The sequence below is a fragment of the Duganella dendranthematis genome (assembly GCF_012849375.1).
GTDB classification, from domain to species: Bacteria; Pseudomonadota; Gammaproteobacteria; order Burkholderiales; family Burkholderiaceae_D; genus Rugamonas; species Rugamonas dendranthematis.
This window is the reverse complement of the sequence record NZ_CP051684.1, coordinates 4,812,510-4,826,567: the sequence shown is the minus strand read 5'-3', so window position 1 is coordinate 4,826,567 and position 14,058 is coordinate 4,812,510. Positions and strand designations below refer to the sequence as shown.

Here is a 14,058-nt window from a genome sequence, read left to right as displayed (position 1 = left end):
ACAGACCGGCAAGCAGCCGGCCGCAAGCGGAGACCTGCAGCCATGCCCTCAAATCCTGTTCCGTCCAGGACAATCAAAGTCGCACCGCTCAAGTGCGAATTTTGCGACGCCACGACGGAAAACGATTTCCTGCGCCATCACCTGGCCACGACTCAAGCGCAGTTGCGCGTAACTTTTCTGTTTTGCGCGCTGTTCTACCTGTGCTTTGCCGTCACCGACCTGATCTGGGTGGGCTACGAACTGAAAACCTGTCTGCTGGTCGGTGCGCGGATTGCCGTCGCCGCCACGGTGCTGGCCTGCCTGGCGCTGGTGAAGCGGCGGCCAGACGCCATCCCCATCACCCGCCTGGCCGCCACCATTGTCGAAGTGGCTGGTGCGGCCGGCTTCCTGCTGATCGCAGCGCTGCGCCCGAACGAATTCTCGCTGCACGCGATCTCGATGTCGATCGTCATCATCGTCATCTACATCTACATTCCCAACCGGCTGCTGTACGCGGTGGAGATCGCGGCGGCGGCCACCGCGCTGTTCATGTTCCTGGCGTGGCGACTGGGCGACGTGCACGGCATGCAGCTGGGCACCATGGCGGCGCTGCTGACGCTGTGTAATGTGTTCTGCTACGTGGCGGCGCGGCGTTATGAAATCCTGTCGCGCGAGGAATACAGCGCGCAGATGGTGCTGAAAAACCTGTCGGTGCGCGACCCGCTGACCGGCTGCTACAACCGGCGCCACCTGCACGAGCAATTGCTGGAAACGGAAATCTCGCGTGCCCAGCGCTACAAGCTCAGCCTGACCGTCATCATGAGCGACCTCGACCACTTCAAGGCGGTCAACGACACCTACGGCCACTACGGCGGCGACGCCGTGCTGCAACGCTTTGCCTTCCTGCTGCAATCGATGACGCGCGACAGCATCGACAGCGTGGTGCGCTACGGCGGCGAGGAGTTCCTGTTGATCCTGCCGGAAACCGACCTGGCCGGCGGCGAACTGCTGGCCGAACGGCTGCGCCAGACGCTGGCCGCCATGCCGGTCGAACACGCCGGCCAGCAGATCGCCGTGACCGCCAGCTTTGGCGTCGCCAGCGTGGATTTCGCCGCCTCCGCCCCCGATGCCCATGTCAACATGATCGCAGCCGCCGACAATTTGCTGTACGCTGCGAAAAACAGCGGCCGCAATCGCGTCTGCGCCCAACAACTGGTGTAAGGTATGAACCGATTCAAAACCAAGACGACACTGCTGCTGGCCCTGCTGCTGGGCTGCGGCACGCTGACGGCGGCACCCGCGCCGTGGTGGAAGTGGCGCAGCAAGATTGACGGCGCGCTGGCCTGTTCGCAGACGCCGTTGGGCGAAGGCTGGGAAAAAGCCTATGGCCCGTTCCGCGATGCTCGTTGCGAAAAATTAATTGTTACTAGATAATCAAATCACAACAACACGGTAAAACCGGAAATCGCTGCAAGCTGCATCCCACATTTCTTATGAGGAGACTGTATGTTCACGAATCCCGAGCAATTTGCCAACGCCACCAAAGCGTTGTTTGAGTTCCAGCTTGAAACCTTCAACACGCTGACCAGCAAGACCGTGCAAGGCGTCGAGCAAGTCATCGCGCTGAATATGTCGACCGCCAAGTCGCATCTGGAAGATGGCCTCGCCGCCGGCAAGGAAATCAGCCAGGCCAGCGACGCCAAGGCCGCGATGCAAGTGGCGGCCGACAAGATCCAGCCCGGCGTCGCCAGCGCGGCCGCCTACAACCAGCAGCTGGGCGACATCATTGCCGAGATCCGCCAGGAATTCACCCGCGCCGCCGACGCCCACGTGGCCGAAGCCAAGAGCAACCTCAGCGCGCTGATCTACGACGTCACCAAGAACGTCCGCCCCGGTTCGGAGAACGCCGTGCAGATCGTCAAGACTGCGATCGACAACGCCTTTGCCGGCTATGAGCAGGTGACCAAGGCCACCAAGCAGGCAGTGCAGGCCGTGGAAACGGAAATCGCCAAGGCCAACGCCATGGTGACCCCGGGCGCCGCCAAGAAATAACTGGGCAAGCGGGGAGGAAGGCGGTACACTGTACATAAATACAGTTATCATCGTCTTATCGCCTCCCCGCTGCAATGATCAAAGTCCTGGAAAATCCGTTCTACTATCTGGAGAATTTTCACCAGGTATTGGCGTGGATCGGCGAACGCTACGACGATCTGCTGACCGCCGACGAACGCCATTTCCTCGCCACCTTTTCCACCCTGCCGCAATCGTCGCGGGCGCTGTTCGTGCGCATGGTGATGCGCAAGGGCACGGTATTCCGCGCCAGCAAGCTCGTCTACGCGGAAATCGGCAGCACGCATGAGGCGGCCCGCCCGCTGGCTCAAGCCGGCCTGATCGAGGAAGATCCGCAGCTGGAGCTGGACGCGCTGTTCGACCTGTTGCAAAAGCCGGAAATCGTCAAAGTGTTTCAGCTGGGCGCGCACGTCAAGCACCTGCGCAAGGCCGATCAGCTGGAAGCGCTGCGCGAACAGTACGATTGCGCGCACCGCTTTTCCGGCTGGTACGCCAACTCCGGCGACCACGCCTATCGCAACCTGACGCAGCAACTGTGCGATCGCCTGCGCCTGATCTTCTTCGGCAATTACCACCAGGACTGGACCGATTTCGTGCTGTCCGACCTGGGCATTTATCAGTACGAAAAAGTCGAGTTCTCGCCGGCCGCGCGCGGTTTCCGCAGCCGCCGCGACATCGACGATTTCCTCGCCATCCACCAATGCCACGAGCGCTTTGCCGAGGGTGAGGATCCGGCCGCCATCATCGCCGACCTGCCGCCCTGCGCGCCGGACAACGAATGGCTGCGCAGCCGCCGCAACAAGCTGCTGTTCGCCATCGCCCAGCACGTGGAAAAGCTGCGCGACTGGCCCGCCGCGCACGCGATGTACGCCGATTGCGATTATCCCGGCGCGCGCGCCCGCGCCATCCGCGTGCTGGAAAAAAACGAGCAGCCGCGCGAAGCGTTCGACCTGCTGCAAACCGCGCTGCTAGCGCCCGAGAGCGAGGCCGAACGCCAGCAGCTGCTGCGCATGGCGCCGCGCCTGGCGCGCAAGCTGGGTCACGCCAAGCCGCCGCCGGTGGTGCTGGCGCAGGCCGAGCGCATCGACCTGAGCCTGCCGCCGCCGGAGCAAGCCAGCTACGTCGAATTCGTCGTCCGCGATCACCTGAGTAAGGAAGACGCGCCGGTCTACTACGTCGAGAATTCGCTGATCAATTCCCTGTTCGGCCTGTTGTGCTGGGACGCGGTGTTTTCGCCGATTCCCGGCGCCTTCTTCCATCCGTATCACCGCGGCCCGGCCGACCTGCACAGCGCCGATTTCCAGCGCCGCCGCGCGCTGCAATTTGGTGACGCGTTATCGCAGCTGGATGGCGAGCAGTATCGCGCCACCATCCGCGCCAACTTCGCCGCCAAGTACGGCATCCAGTCGCCGTTCGTGTTCTGGGAGGCGGTGGACGCAGAGCTGCTGGACCTGGCGCTGGACTGCATTCCCCCGCAGCACCTGAAGCGCGCCTTCGAGCGCATCCTGCTGGATGTGAAATCCAACCGCAGCGGCTTCCCGGACCTGATTCAGTTCTGGCCGGCCGAGCGTCGCTACAACATGATCGAAGTAAAAGGTCCGGGTGACCGCCTGCAGGACAATCAGCTGCGCTGGATCGAATACTGCGCCGCGCACGCGATGCCGATCTCGGTCTGTTACCTGCAATGGGCGGCATGACGCCGGCCCGCTACACTGTCGCCGTGCGCGCGCTGTGCGAGTTCACCGCCAAGACCGGCGACCTCGATCTGCGCTTCACGCCCTCGCCCACCGCGCAGGAAGGCATCGCCGGCCATGGCGTGGTGACCTCGCGCCGCGATGACGATTACGAGACCGAGATATCGCTGTCCGGCGACTTCGGCCCGCTGCACGTGCGCGGCCGCGCCGATGGCTACGACGGCCGCGGCAACCGCCTGGAAGAAATCAAAACCTATCGCGGCGACTTGAAGAAAATGCCGGACAACCAGCGCGCGCTGCACTGGGCACAGGTCAAAGTCTACGGCCACCTGCTGTGCAAGGATCGCGGACTGGAAAAAATCCGCCTGGCGCTGGTCTACTTCGACATCGGCAGCCAGAAGGAAACCGTGCTGCATGAAGATCACACGGCCGCCGATCTGCAAGCCTGGTTTGAGCAGCAGTGCGGCCTGTTCATCAGGTGGGCGGAGCAGGAAATGGTGCACCGCGCGGAACGCGACCTGCAACTGAAGGCGATGCGTTTCCCTTATAGCGACTTCCGTCCCGGCCAGCGCCAGTTGGCGGAAGCCATGTACCGCGCCAGCAACCGCAAGGTGTGCCTGCTGGCGCAAGCACCGACCGGCATCGGCAAGAGCGTGGGCAGCCTGTTCCCGATGCTGAAGGCCAGCGCCGATCATGGCGTCGACAAGATCTTCTTTTTGGCCGCGAAAACCTCCGGCCGGCAGATGGCGCTCGATGCGGTGGACCTGATCCGCGAAGGCGCGCCGCTGCTGCCACTGCGCACGCTGGAACTGGCGGCCAAGAGCACCGCCTGCGTCAATCCGGACAAGGCCTGCCACGGCGATTCCTGCCCGCTGGCCAAAGGCTTTTACGACCGACTGCCGGACGCGCGCGCATCGGCGCTGGCGTTAATGGCGCCATCAGGCAGCGAGGGTACAGGCAGCGCACCACCGGCGCTGGACCGCGACACGCTGCGCGCCATCGCCCTCGCCCACAACGTCTGCCCGTATTACCTGAGCAGCGAAATGGCGCGCTGGTGCGACATCGTCATCGGCGATTACAACTACTACTTCGACAGCAGCGCCATGCTGCATAGTCTCACGCAGCTCAACGACTGGAAGGTCAACGTGCTGGTGGACGAGGCGCATAACATGGTGTCGCGCGCGCGCAAGATGTATTCGGCCGATATGGAGCACGACAGCGTGCGCCTGCTGCGCAAGATCGTCCCCGAGGAATTGAAAAAGCCGCTGGAACGCGTGCACAAGCAGTGGAACCAGCTGGAAAAGGACCAATCGTCCGAGTACCAGTCTTATGCCGCGCTGCCGGAAAAATTCATGGGCGCCTTGCAGACCGCGGCCACCGCCATCTCCGACTACATGGCCGACCATCCCGGCTATGTGGAGCCGGACCTGCAAAGCTTCTACTTCAACGCACTGATGTTCGCAAAGCTGGCTGAGAGCTTTGGCGATCACGCATTGTTCGACATCGAAAAGTCCCCCGGCGCGCGCGCAAGCAACAGCAACTCGGTGCTCTGCATCCGCAACATCGTGCCGGCGCCATACCTCAAACCGCGCTTTGAAAGCACGCACACCACGGCCCTGTTCTCCGCCACGCTCAGTCCATGGAACTACTTCGGCGACATGCTCGGCATGCCGGAGACCACCGCGTGGGTGGATGTCGAATCGCCATTCGCGGCCGAGCAGTTGTCGGTGCAGGTGGCGTCGCACATCTCCACCCGCTACGCGCACCGCCAGCAATCGCTGCGTCCCATCGCCGACTTGATGGGCAAGCAGTACGCGGCGCAACGCGGCAACTACCTCGCCTTCTTCAGCAGTTTCGATTACATGGAAAAGGCGGCCAACCAGTTCAGCGAACTGTATCCGCACGTGCCGGTATGGCGCCAGTCGCGCCGCATGGATGAAGCCGAGCGCGCGCAATTCCTCGACCGTTTTACGCTCGATAGTGAAGGCATCGGCTTCGCCGTGCTGGGCGGCTCATTCGGCGAAGGCGTCGACTTGCCGGGCGCGCGCCTGATCGGCGCCTTTGTCGCCACGCTCGGCCTGCCGCAAATCAATCCGGTCAACGAACAGATACGGGCGCGCATGGAGACCATCTTCGGCGCAGGTTACGACTACACCTACACCTATCCCGGCATGCAGAAGGTGGTGCAGGCGGCCGGCCGCGTGATCCGCACCACGTCGGACCGTGGCACCGTCTACCTGATCGACGACCGCTTCGGCCGGCCCGAGATCCAGGAGCTGATGCCCAGCTGGTGGAGCATAGAACGCCATTCGCCCCTCGCAAACCGCGATTCGTCGGAAAACGCGGAAGCATAGGCGGCAGCTCAATTAAGATGGACGCTCATGGCAACCACGAGGAGACGGACATGAAGAAACTAGCCATCAGCATGCTGTTATGCGCCGGCAGCGCGCAAGCAGCCGACAACGCGGCGCTGACCGCCACCATCACGCGGCTGGACAGCGAGATGTTCACCGCCTTCAACCAGTGCGACAAACCGGGACAGCTGGACAAATACGCCAGCTACTTCGATCCCAACGTCGAGTTCTATCACGACAACGCCGGCGTCACCTGGACGCGCGACGTCATGATCGCGCAAACCGCGAAGAACGTCTGCGGCCACTACCAGCGCCAACTTGTGCCGGGCACTTTGAGGGTTGTGCCGGTCAAGGACTTCGGCGCCATCGCTACCGGCTCGCATACCTTCTGCCAGTTAGGCAGCGGCAAATGCGAAGGCATCGCCGAATTCACCATCATCTGGCGCCAGCGCGGCGACGCATGGCAAGTCACCCGTGCGCTGAGCTACGGGCATCGCGCCAATCAATAGCTGATGGTCTTGTCCGCGCCGTCCGGAAGGCCATCATTTTTTATCAATAATCTGGTCCAGCAGTTGCTGCGGAATCGGCTGCCCGTTCGCGCTCAGGACGCGAATGGTTTCGTGCAGGAGCTGGAGCTTCTGCACCTTCAGCACCGCGCCAGCAATGATGCCGACGATCGGAATCATCAGCGCGACAATCGGAATTAATATCGGGGACACCGAGGTAAGCCAATCCATTTTTTCTCCTTTGGTAGGCGGTAGTTACTGCATCACAGTCTTGATTTTCTGATAGCCGGTGCGGCTGATCGGGAGCTTGCTGCCATCCTTGAGGATCGCCGCATAACTGTCTTTGGTTGCCTGTTCGATCCGCGCGACATGCGCAATATTGACGATGTAGGAACGGTGGATGCGCAGGAACTGCTCGGCGTCGAGCTGCCCTTCCAGCTCGGTCATGCTCTGATTCTTCAGGTACGATTTACCCTCCGAGTGGATCTGCACGTAATCGTCCTGCGCTTCAATCGACTCGATTTTGTCGGCATTGATAACGTGCACCTTTGCGCCATCGCGTATCAGCACGCGGCCCAGCGGCCTGCTGCGGCCGGAGGCTTCGCGCACCATCTTCTCGACCGCCTCGCCGCCGGCGCCGAGGTTGGTGCGGGCGTGCGCCAAGGCCTGGTCAAAACGCTGCTGGCTGAATGGCTTCAACAGATAATCCAGCGCGTGAAACTCAAACGCCTTGATCGCGTACTGGTCGAACGCGGTGGCGAAGATGTAGCGCGTCTTGCTGCCCGCCAGTTCGGCCACTTCAAAACCATCCAGCTTGGGCATCTGGATATCCAGGAACACCAGGTCCGGCGACAATTCGGTTATCGCCTTCACCGCTTCGAAACCGTTGGCGCATTCGGCCACGATTTCCACATCCGCATGCTCGGACAAATACTCGCGCACCACGCCGCGCGCCAGCATTTCATCGTCCACGATGATGATACGCATTGCTCTACTCCCCTTGTTCGCTTGTTTGCGCGGGCATTGTGATGTCCACGCCAAAGCTGTTGTCCTGCCGGCCCCAATGGATGCCGGCTTCGTGTTTGTAGGCGCCGGCCAAACGCTGGCGCACGTTGGTCAGGCCGATGCCATGGCCTTCGCTGCGGATCGAGGACATATCCTCGTCCACCGGATTGGTCACGCTGATCTGCAAGATCGAACCGGCCCGCCGCGCGGTGATGCGCACGGTGCCGCCTTCCGGCATATTGCAGATGCCGTGCTTGACGGCGTTCTCCACCAGCGGCTGGATGATCATCGGCGGCACCAGGCATTCCGCCGCGCCTTCACCCATCACCTCGACCACTTGCAGGCGCTCGCCAAAGCGCACCTGCTCGATCGCCAGGAAGTGACGGATCAGGATCATTTCCTCACCCAGCGTCACCTTCTTGTGCGCCTCCATGCCTAGGCTCTGGCGGAAGAAGCTGGCCAGCTCCAATGTCATGCGGCGCGCCGCCTTCGGATCTTGCGACGTCAGCGCGCTGATGGAATTCAGGCTGTTGAACAAAAAGTGTGGATCGATCTGCGTGCGCAGCATGCGCAGCTCGGCCTCCTGCGCCATCAGCAGCGACTCCAGTTCGCGCTGCTCGGCGTTCTTGGCGCGCACGAATTCAATCACCAGATAATGCAGCGCCGCCGCAAAGCCATACAGCAGCACGCCCAGCACCACCATCAACACCGACAGCTGCGAGGTGATGACAATGCCGCTCCATGTAGCTCCCAGCAGCAGGCAAAGTCCATTCCACAGGTTGGCGATGCTCAGCCACAGAAAGCCGGACACCACGCCCGCCACCGTCAGCACCAACGCCAGCTGCCCTGGCCGCGGCCCGCCCAGCGGATAGGCGCGGCAAACGTAATACGCCGAGTAGCCCGCCGCGAAGGCGTACAGCACGTTCAGCGGAATCGCAAACAGCAAAGCGTTGACCAGCGGCGTATCGCTGGCGACGCGAATCACGCCGGCCAGCGCACAGCCGAGGAATAGCCAGACCAGCAGGTAGATCGCCAGTCCGCGCCGGCTGGAGGAAATCTCCAACATCAGTTACGCACTTCCAGGCCGCCCATGATGACGTAGCCGCGCACAATCAGGCGCTTGCCGACGGCGGCAGGCGGCACGGTTTTTTCCTCAAAGCCGCCCATGATCGGCGTCCCTTCCAGCATCACGGTCCAGTCGATCGGCACTTTGACGGTGATGCCGCCGAACAGCGCGTAGACATTCAGCACGGCGTCGCCGTTGATGCTGGACTGGCGCAGGTCAAGTTCACAGCCGCCCATGATGGCGGTGATTTCGCCGCCTTTAAAATCCTGCGTCGTGATGCGGCGCTTGAAGCCACCCATGATGGCGGTGGCGTTGATCACCGTATCGTCAGCGTCCTTGTCCAGCGATGGCGCATTCGCCGCCGGCGCATTGCGGTTGATGTTGGACTTGATCACCACCGCCACGCCGGCCGCGATCATGAACACCGGCCATAGGTTGCGCCAGTCTATCGCCAGGTAGCCCATTTCCTTCAGCATCAACAAGGCACCCACCGCTATCAGCCCGCCGCCCACCACCACACCGGACTGGGTGCGGGTTTGCAGCACTTTGAGGATGCCGGCGGCGATCAGGATGGTCGGGAAGATGTGGATGCGCAGATCCAGGTCCAGCCAGCCCAGGTTATCCAGCAGGAACAGCATGCCGACGCCGATGACGAACAGGCCGATGATCATTTGCGTAGCGGGATTGCGCTCGCGGCGACGGTTTCTCATGCCTGCTCCTTGATCGACGGTGGGAAGATGTTGTCCAACAGGGGACGCAGCATCATGCCCACGCCCCAGGCGACGATCAGCGCCGGCCAGGTCTGGCCGAAGCCCAGGCCCCACAGGTGATTGAAGGAGACGTACCACCAGCCGGCGAAGAAGATCTCCCACCAGCCTTCGGTGAAGTAGCGCGAGGTCGTTGGAGGAATGATTTTGGTGACGCCGCTGATGACTACCAGCCAAGGCCACCAGCGCCAGAAATGCGCGGGATTGAGGTCGATGTCCAGCACGTCGGTTTGCGCCAGCAGGATGACGGTGCCGGCGATGATCAGGGCCAGGCCCCAGACCAGCTGCTTACGCCAGCGATAAGCGGTTGCTACGTTCATGTTAAGTCCCCCAAGTCGGTATGAATGTAACAATACCGGGGAACGGCTGGCGGGGAAACTGCTATTCGGCGAACGGCGGAAAAGGCCCGGTGAACGGCGAAGAATCGGCGAATTGCGCGCTTAACTACGGCCGTTACCGACCTTCTGTTCAAAGCCCATCAAACCCCAGCCCAGTTGCCGACGGATTTCTTCCGGCGTAGGCGGCGGCTTCACCTCGTGGGTGCGGCGCTCAAGGTAAGCACGTACAGCGTGCTTGGAAGGGTGGGTAATTTGCGTCATGATGACCTCCATCAGGCGGCAACATCGTTTGTCTGGTGCCGATACTTGAGGCTATCGGCTCACCTGCTGCGGAGCGTAGAACTCCAGGCACGCAAGGCCAGTGTAGCCGTCGCTGGCGCGGGCCTCTGTACGGGCCCGCACACTGGATAGCTCAGAGTTTTTGCTGCAAAAACTCGAGGAAGCAGCTGATGCGCTGCGCCAGCTGCGTATTGCGGTAGTAGACGGCGTGAATCTGCTGGCGGTAGCCGGTGTAATTCGGCTCCAGCACCTTGACCAGGCGGCCGGCTGCGATGTCGTCGCGGGTCATGAAATCGGCCAGGCAGACGATGCCCTGGCCGGCCAGCGCCAGCTGCCGCAGCGTCTCGCCGCTGGAGGCGGAGATCGATGGCGTCACTGGCAGGCTATTGCCGGTGGCGTGCTGCAAGGGCCACTGGTTGCCCAGTTCGTACTGCACAAAGCCCAGCAACGAATGCTGCGCCAGGTCTTCCGGCGTATGCGGCGTGCCGTGCTGCGCCAGATATTCCGGGCTGGCCAGCACGTAAAGCGGGCTGGAAGTGAGCGGCCGCGCATGCAGCGTCGAATCATTTAGCGCACCGATGCGGATGGCGATGTCGGTGCGGTGCTCGATCAGATCGGCGATCTGGTCGTTGCTACTGAGTTCGAGGCGGATGTCCGGGTACATGGCGCGGAATTCGGCCACGTGCGGCACCACGCAATGCAGCATGAACGGCGAGGCCGCATCCACACACAAACGACCGGCCGGCTTCTGGCGACGGATGCGGATGGTTTCTTCAGCCTCCTCCATTGCGCCGAGAATGGCGCGGGCCTTTTCCAGGAACAGGTGGCCTTCCTCGGTCAGCTCCATGCGGCGCGTGGTGCGTGTCAGCAGCGAGGTGGCCAGCTTGTCCTCCAGCCGCGACAGCGCGCGGCTGACGCCGGAGGTGGTTTGCCCCAGGTGCACCGAAGCGGCGCTGAGGGTGCCGCTGTCGATCACGGTGATAAAGGTTTTTAAATCGTCCGAATTGATTTCCACGGGTGTTCTATCCTTACGCCACGTAGAGCATGACAGCGCCGAAATGACAGGCGCTGCCGCCCAGTACAAATAAATGCCAGACGCCGTGTCCATAGCGCCATTTATGGTCAGTGACGAAGAAGGCAATGCCCACGGTATACACCAGGCCGCCGATCGCCAACCACATGAATCCATTCCAGCCCAGTGCGTCGATCAGCGGGCTGGCGCCGATCACGCCCACCCAGCCCATCGCCACGTAAATCAGCAGCGACAGCACGCGCGCGCCCTTGGCAAACCACAATTCCTGCAAGATGCCGATCAGCGCCAGTCCCCACACCACGCCAAACAGCGACCAGCCCCACGGTCCACGCAGGCTGACCAGCGTGAACGGCGTGTAGCTGCCGGCGATCAGGAGGTAGATGGCGCAATAGTCCATCTGCCGCAGCACATCCTTGGCGCGGCCACGCAGGCTGTGATACAGCGTGGACGTCAGGTACAGCGCCAGCAAGGTGGCGGCGTACACGCTGAAGCTGACGATCTTCCAGACATCGCCGCTGCGGGCCGCCTGCACGATCAGCAGGGTGCCGCCGATGGCGGCCAGCGCGGCGCCGACGGTGTGCGTGATGCTGTTGAAGCGCTCTCCGTAATACATAGTGTTTCCAATGCAGAGGTGGCTGCGGCTGGGATAGCTGCGGCCACAACCATTGTATAGCGCCCCGCCGCTTCTCGCCGCCGGTTAAGCCAATACTCGCCTGACGATACCTTCCGTCCTGCTGCGCACGACCGTGCTTTATTGATAATTAGCAATTAATTCATCGTAACATATTTGGAATTTATTCAAAGCAATGTTACAAAATCTTATACATCTTTGGCTATTTGATGGTTGACGCAATTGCGACACATGTCGCATAATCATCCCATTAGTCGCATAGGGGTAAACCATGTCTGTCACGATTCCTTCCGTCAGCGAGCTGACCTTGCTGAAAGTGCTGTGGAAACAGCAACCACTGAGCGCGCGCGAAATCCACGATGCCGCCGCAGATGAGCTGGGCTGGTCGTTTTCATCCACCCGCAAGACGCTGGACCGGATGCTGGAAAAGCAGATGATCGGCATGCAGACGGTGCACGGCATCAATGTTTATAGTGCGGTGCTGGAAAAAGTCGGCACGCTGGCCGCCTTCGCGCGCGACTTCGGCCGCCGCGTGATGGAGCTCGATGCGCCGCTGCCGGTGGCCATGTTCACCGGCAGTAAGCTGGTCGACCAGAAAGAGCTGACACAGCTGGAACAGATGCTGAACGACTGGCCAGCGGACAGCGAGTGATGAGCGGCGCGTATCTGCCGGAGTTGCCGCAATTGCTGGAGCGGCTGGCGCTGCAAGAGCTGGTGGCTGCCAAGTGGTTGCTGGCCTGTGTCGGCAGCGCGGCGGTCGGACTGGCCGCTTGGCTGCTGCTGAACGGCGCCGCGCGTCTGTGGCCCGCGCTGCGGACGCGGCGCGGCGTGTGGCTGGCAGCGCAAGGCGTGGTCGCTGCGGCCGCCCTGCTGCCCTTCCTGCCGCATCCAGCGCAAACCAGCATCACGCTCGCCCCAACAACAATCGCCATGGTCGATGCCACACCATCCCCGCTGGCAGATCAGCCAAACGCTGCGCCGACTGCAAATGCGTGGGCATTGGCTGCAGCGACGACGACGGAAGATGCGACGTCCGAACATGCCTCATCCGACGACGCAGCGTCTGCCGTAGGTCGCGCCGTCCCGTTGATGGCCGCCATTTGGCTGCTGATCTACGCCGTCGGCCTGACCGTCGCCATCACGCGCCAATGGCAAGCACGCCGCATGTGGCGCAAGCTGCGCGCCACCGCACAGCGCCTGTCACCGGCCGACCTGCAAGCTCACGGCGCCTTCACCGCCGGCCAACTGCGCGAAATCGCCCAACGCAAACTGACCGTACTGCGCACCGACGTCCCGATCTCACCAATGCTGCTCGGCGCGCGCCGCCCGTGCCTCCTGCTGCCTGCGCATCTGGACACATTGAGCACCGCGCAGCAGCAAATGATCATCGCCCATGAACTGCATCACTGGCGCGTGCGCGATCCGCTGTGCCTCGCCATCGCAGCCGCTTTGCAGACCGTATTCTGGTTCAATCCTACGCTGCGCTGGATGGCGAAGCAGATGGAATGGGCGTTGGAATTAAGTTGCGACCAGCATGTGCTGGCAGGCCGCCCACAACACCAGCGCAAACAATACGCCGCGTCCCTGCTCCAGCAATGGACGACGATGACGCCAATCGGCGTGGCCGCCTTCAACGGCGCCACCATCGCCGCCCGTATTCGCCACATGCAGAAGGACAGCCTGCCGGCGTTGAGCACCGCGGCCGCGTGGTTCACCGGCGGCGCGCTGACAGCCTTGCTGGCGGCCGGCGCAATGCTGCAACCAGCGCTGGCCACCAACATTCCGCCGAGCGCTGGCAGCGCGCCAACAGTGACAGCAACGCCGGGATCGGCGGCAGCAACGCCTGCACCAACTACGGCGTCACCAGCCGCACCGTCTACCGAGCCTTGGCGCGCACCGCTTGATAAGGTCCGCGTCATCAGCTTCTATGGCGTCATGCGCAGCGTGCTGCCAACGCCGCATAAAGGCATCGACTTCGCCGCTACCAAAGGCACGCCGGTGCACGCCGTCGCCGGCGGCACCATCATCTCCGCCGGCCACCTCGCCGAGAATGACGGCCGATACGGCAACGCGGTCATCATCGACCATGGCGCGCAACGCTCGCTCTACGCCCACCTGAACAGCATCAACGTCAAAGCCGGCCAACAGGTGCAGGCCGGCCAGTTGATCGGCGCCGTCGGCCAGACCGGTTTCGCCACCGGTCCGCACCTGCACCTGGAAATGCGACAGAACGGCCAGATCGTCGATCCGGCTCCCATGTTTGCCAACCTGGACGCCTACGCCACACCGCGCGCACTCAAGGTCCGCCGCCAGCAACAAGCCTCAAAGGGATAAAC

At 62.3% G+C, this 14,058-nt stretch carries 16 protein-coding genes; 8 read left to right on the top strand and 8 right to left on the bottom strand.

The features are described from left to right. The first annotated feature begins 42 nt into the window (after nucleotides 1-42). The 6 genes from HH213_RS22240 to HH213_RS22215 all read left to right on the top strand — a co-directional run bounded on the left by HH213_RS22240 (nucleotide 43) and on the right by HH213_RS22215 (nucleotide 6,606). Nucleotides 43-1,200, top strand: coding sequence for a GGDEF domain-containing protein (locus HH213_RS22240; protein ID WP_169113674.1), 1,158 nt, complete (start codon nucleotides 43-45; stop codon nucleotides 1,198-1,200). A gap of 3 nt (nucleotides 1,201-1,203) precedes the next feature. Next, entirely contained in the window at nucleotides 1,204-1,413 is a 210-nt protein-coding gene (locus tag HH213_RS22235; RefSeq protein WP_174864424.1) for a hypothetical protein, read from the top strand. A gap of 72 nt (nucleotides 1,414-1,485) precedes the next feature. Further along, entirely contained in the window at nucleotides 1,486-2,031 is a 546-nt protein-coding gene (locus tag HH213_RS22230) for a phasin family protein (protein ID WP_110848362.1), read from the top strand. A gap of 74 nt (nucleotides 2,032-2,105) precedes the next feature. Further along, nucleotides 2,106-3,746 (top strand): VRR-NUC domain-containing protein, encoded by a 1,641-nt coding sequence (locus HH213_RS22225; RefSeq protein WP_169113673.1) that lies wholly within the window; start codon nucleotides 2,106-2,108, stop codon nucleotides 3,744-3,746. Then, nucleotides 3,743-6,097, top strand: coding sequence for an ATP-dependent DNA helicase (locus HH213_RS22220; RefSeq protein WP_169113672.1), 2,355 nt, complete (start codon nucleotides 3,743-3,745; stop codon nucleotides 6,095-6,097). The genes HH213_RS22225 and HH213_RS22220 overlap by 4 nt, the downstream gene beginning before the upstream one ends. A gap of 50 nt (nucleotides 6,098-6,147) precedes the next feature. Then, nucleotides 6,148-6,606 carry a nuclear transport factor 2 family protein gene (locus tag HH213_RS22215; protein ID WP_169113671.1) on the top strand — a complete coding sequence of 153 codons (459 nt, stop codon included), beginning with the start codon at nucleotides 6,148-6,150 and terminating at the stop codon, nucleotides 6,604-6,606. Nucleotides 6,607-6,639: 33 nt separating this feature from the next. Here the strand turns inward: HH213_RS22215 and HH213_RS22210 are convergent, their stop codons facing one another. The 8 genes from HH213_RS22210 to trhA all read right to left on the bottom strand — a co-directional run bounded on the left by HH213_RS22210 (nucleotide 6,640) and on the right by trhA (nucleotide 11,704). Next, the gene (locus HH213_RS22210; protein WP_110848365.1) at nucleotides 6,640-6,834 is read right to left on the bottom strand and encodes a hypothetical protein; all 195 of its coding nucleotides are present in this window, start codon (nucleotides 6,832-6,834) and stop codon (nucleotides 6,640-6,642) included. A 24-nt stretch (nucleotides 6,835-6,858) separates the two neighbouring features. Beyond that, the gene (locus tag HH213_RS22205) at nucleotides 6,859-7,590 is read right to left on the bottom strand and encodes a LytR/AlgR family response regulator transcription factor (RefSeq protein ID WP_169113670.1); all 732 of its coding nucleotides are present in this window, start codon (nucleotides 7,588-7,590) and stop codon (nucleotides 6,859-6,861) included. Nucleotides 7,591-7,594: 4 nt separating this feature from the next. Further along, nucleotides 7,595-8,674: a sensor histidine kinase gene (locus tag HH213_RS22200; protein ID WP_169113669.1), complete on the bottom strand. Its 1,080-nt coding sequence runs from the start codon at nucleotides 8,672-8,674 to the stop codon at nucleotides 7,595-7,597. Beyond that, the gene (locus HH213_RS22195) at nucleotides 8,674-9,384 is read right to left on the bottom strand and encodes a LiaI-LiaF-like domain-containing protein (RefSeq protein WP_229263107.1); all 711 of its coding nucleotides are present in this window, start codon (nucleotides 9,382-9,384) and stop codon (nucleotides 8,674-8,676) included. The genes HH213_RS22200 and HH213_RS22195 overlap by 1 nt, the downstream gene beginning before the upstream one ends. Continuing rightward, nucleotides 9,381-9,761 (bottom strand): LiaF transmembrane domain-containing protein, encoded by a 381-nt coding sequence (locus tag HH213_RS22190; protein ID WP_169113668.1) that lies wholly within the window; start codon nucleotides 9,759-9,761, stop codon nucleotides 9,381-9,383. The genes HH213_RS22195 and HH213_RS22190 overlap by 4 nt, the downstream gene beginning before the upstream one ends. A gap of 120 nt (nucleotides 9,762-9,881) precedes the next feature. Then, nucleotides 9,882-10,040 carry a hypothetical protein gene (locus tag HH213_RS22185; protein ID WP_169113667.1) on the bottom strand — a complete coding sequence of 53 codons (159 nt, stop codon included), beginning with the start codon at nucleotides 10,038-10,040 and terminating at the stop codon, nucleotides 9,882-9,884. 151 nt (nucleotides 10,041-10,191) lie between these two features. Further along, on the bottom strand, nucleotides 10,192-11,073 hold the full coding sequence (locus tag HH213_RS22180) for a LysR family transcriptional regulator (RefSeq protein ID WP_169113666.1): 882 nt from the start codon (nucleotides 11,071-11,073) through the stop codon (nucleotides 10,192-10,194). Between the two features lie 13 nt (nucleotides 11,074-11,086). Further along, nucleotides 11,087-11,704, bottom strand: a complete 618-nt coding sequence (trhA, locus tag HH213_RS22175; RefSeq protein ID WP_169113665.1) for a PAQR family membrane homeostasis protein TrhA — start codon at nucleotides 11,702-11,704, stop codon at nucleotides 11,087-11,089. A gap of 289 nt (nucleotides 11,705-11,993) precedes the next feature. Between trhA and HH213_RS22170 the strand changes: the two genes are divergently transcribed. Together HH213_RS22170 and HH213_RS22165 are read left to right on the top strand one after the other, a co-directional pair. Further along, nucleotides 11,994-12,374, top strand: a complete 381-nt coding sequence (locus HH213_RS22170) for a BlaI/MecI/CopY family transcriptional regulator (protein ID WP_110848372.1) — start codon at nucleotides 11,994-11,996, stop codon at nucleotides 12,372-12,374. After that, on the top strand, nucleotides 12,374-14,056 hold the full coding sequence (locus HH213_RS22165; protein ID WP_229263106.1) for a M23/M56 family metallopeptidase: 1,683 nt from the start codon (nucleotides 12,374-12,376) through the stop codon (nucleotides 14,054-14,056). Before HH213_RS22170 ends, HH213_RS22165 begins: the two co-directional genes overlap by 1 nt. Nucleotides 14,057-14,058 lie beyond the last annotated feature (2 nt).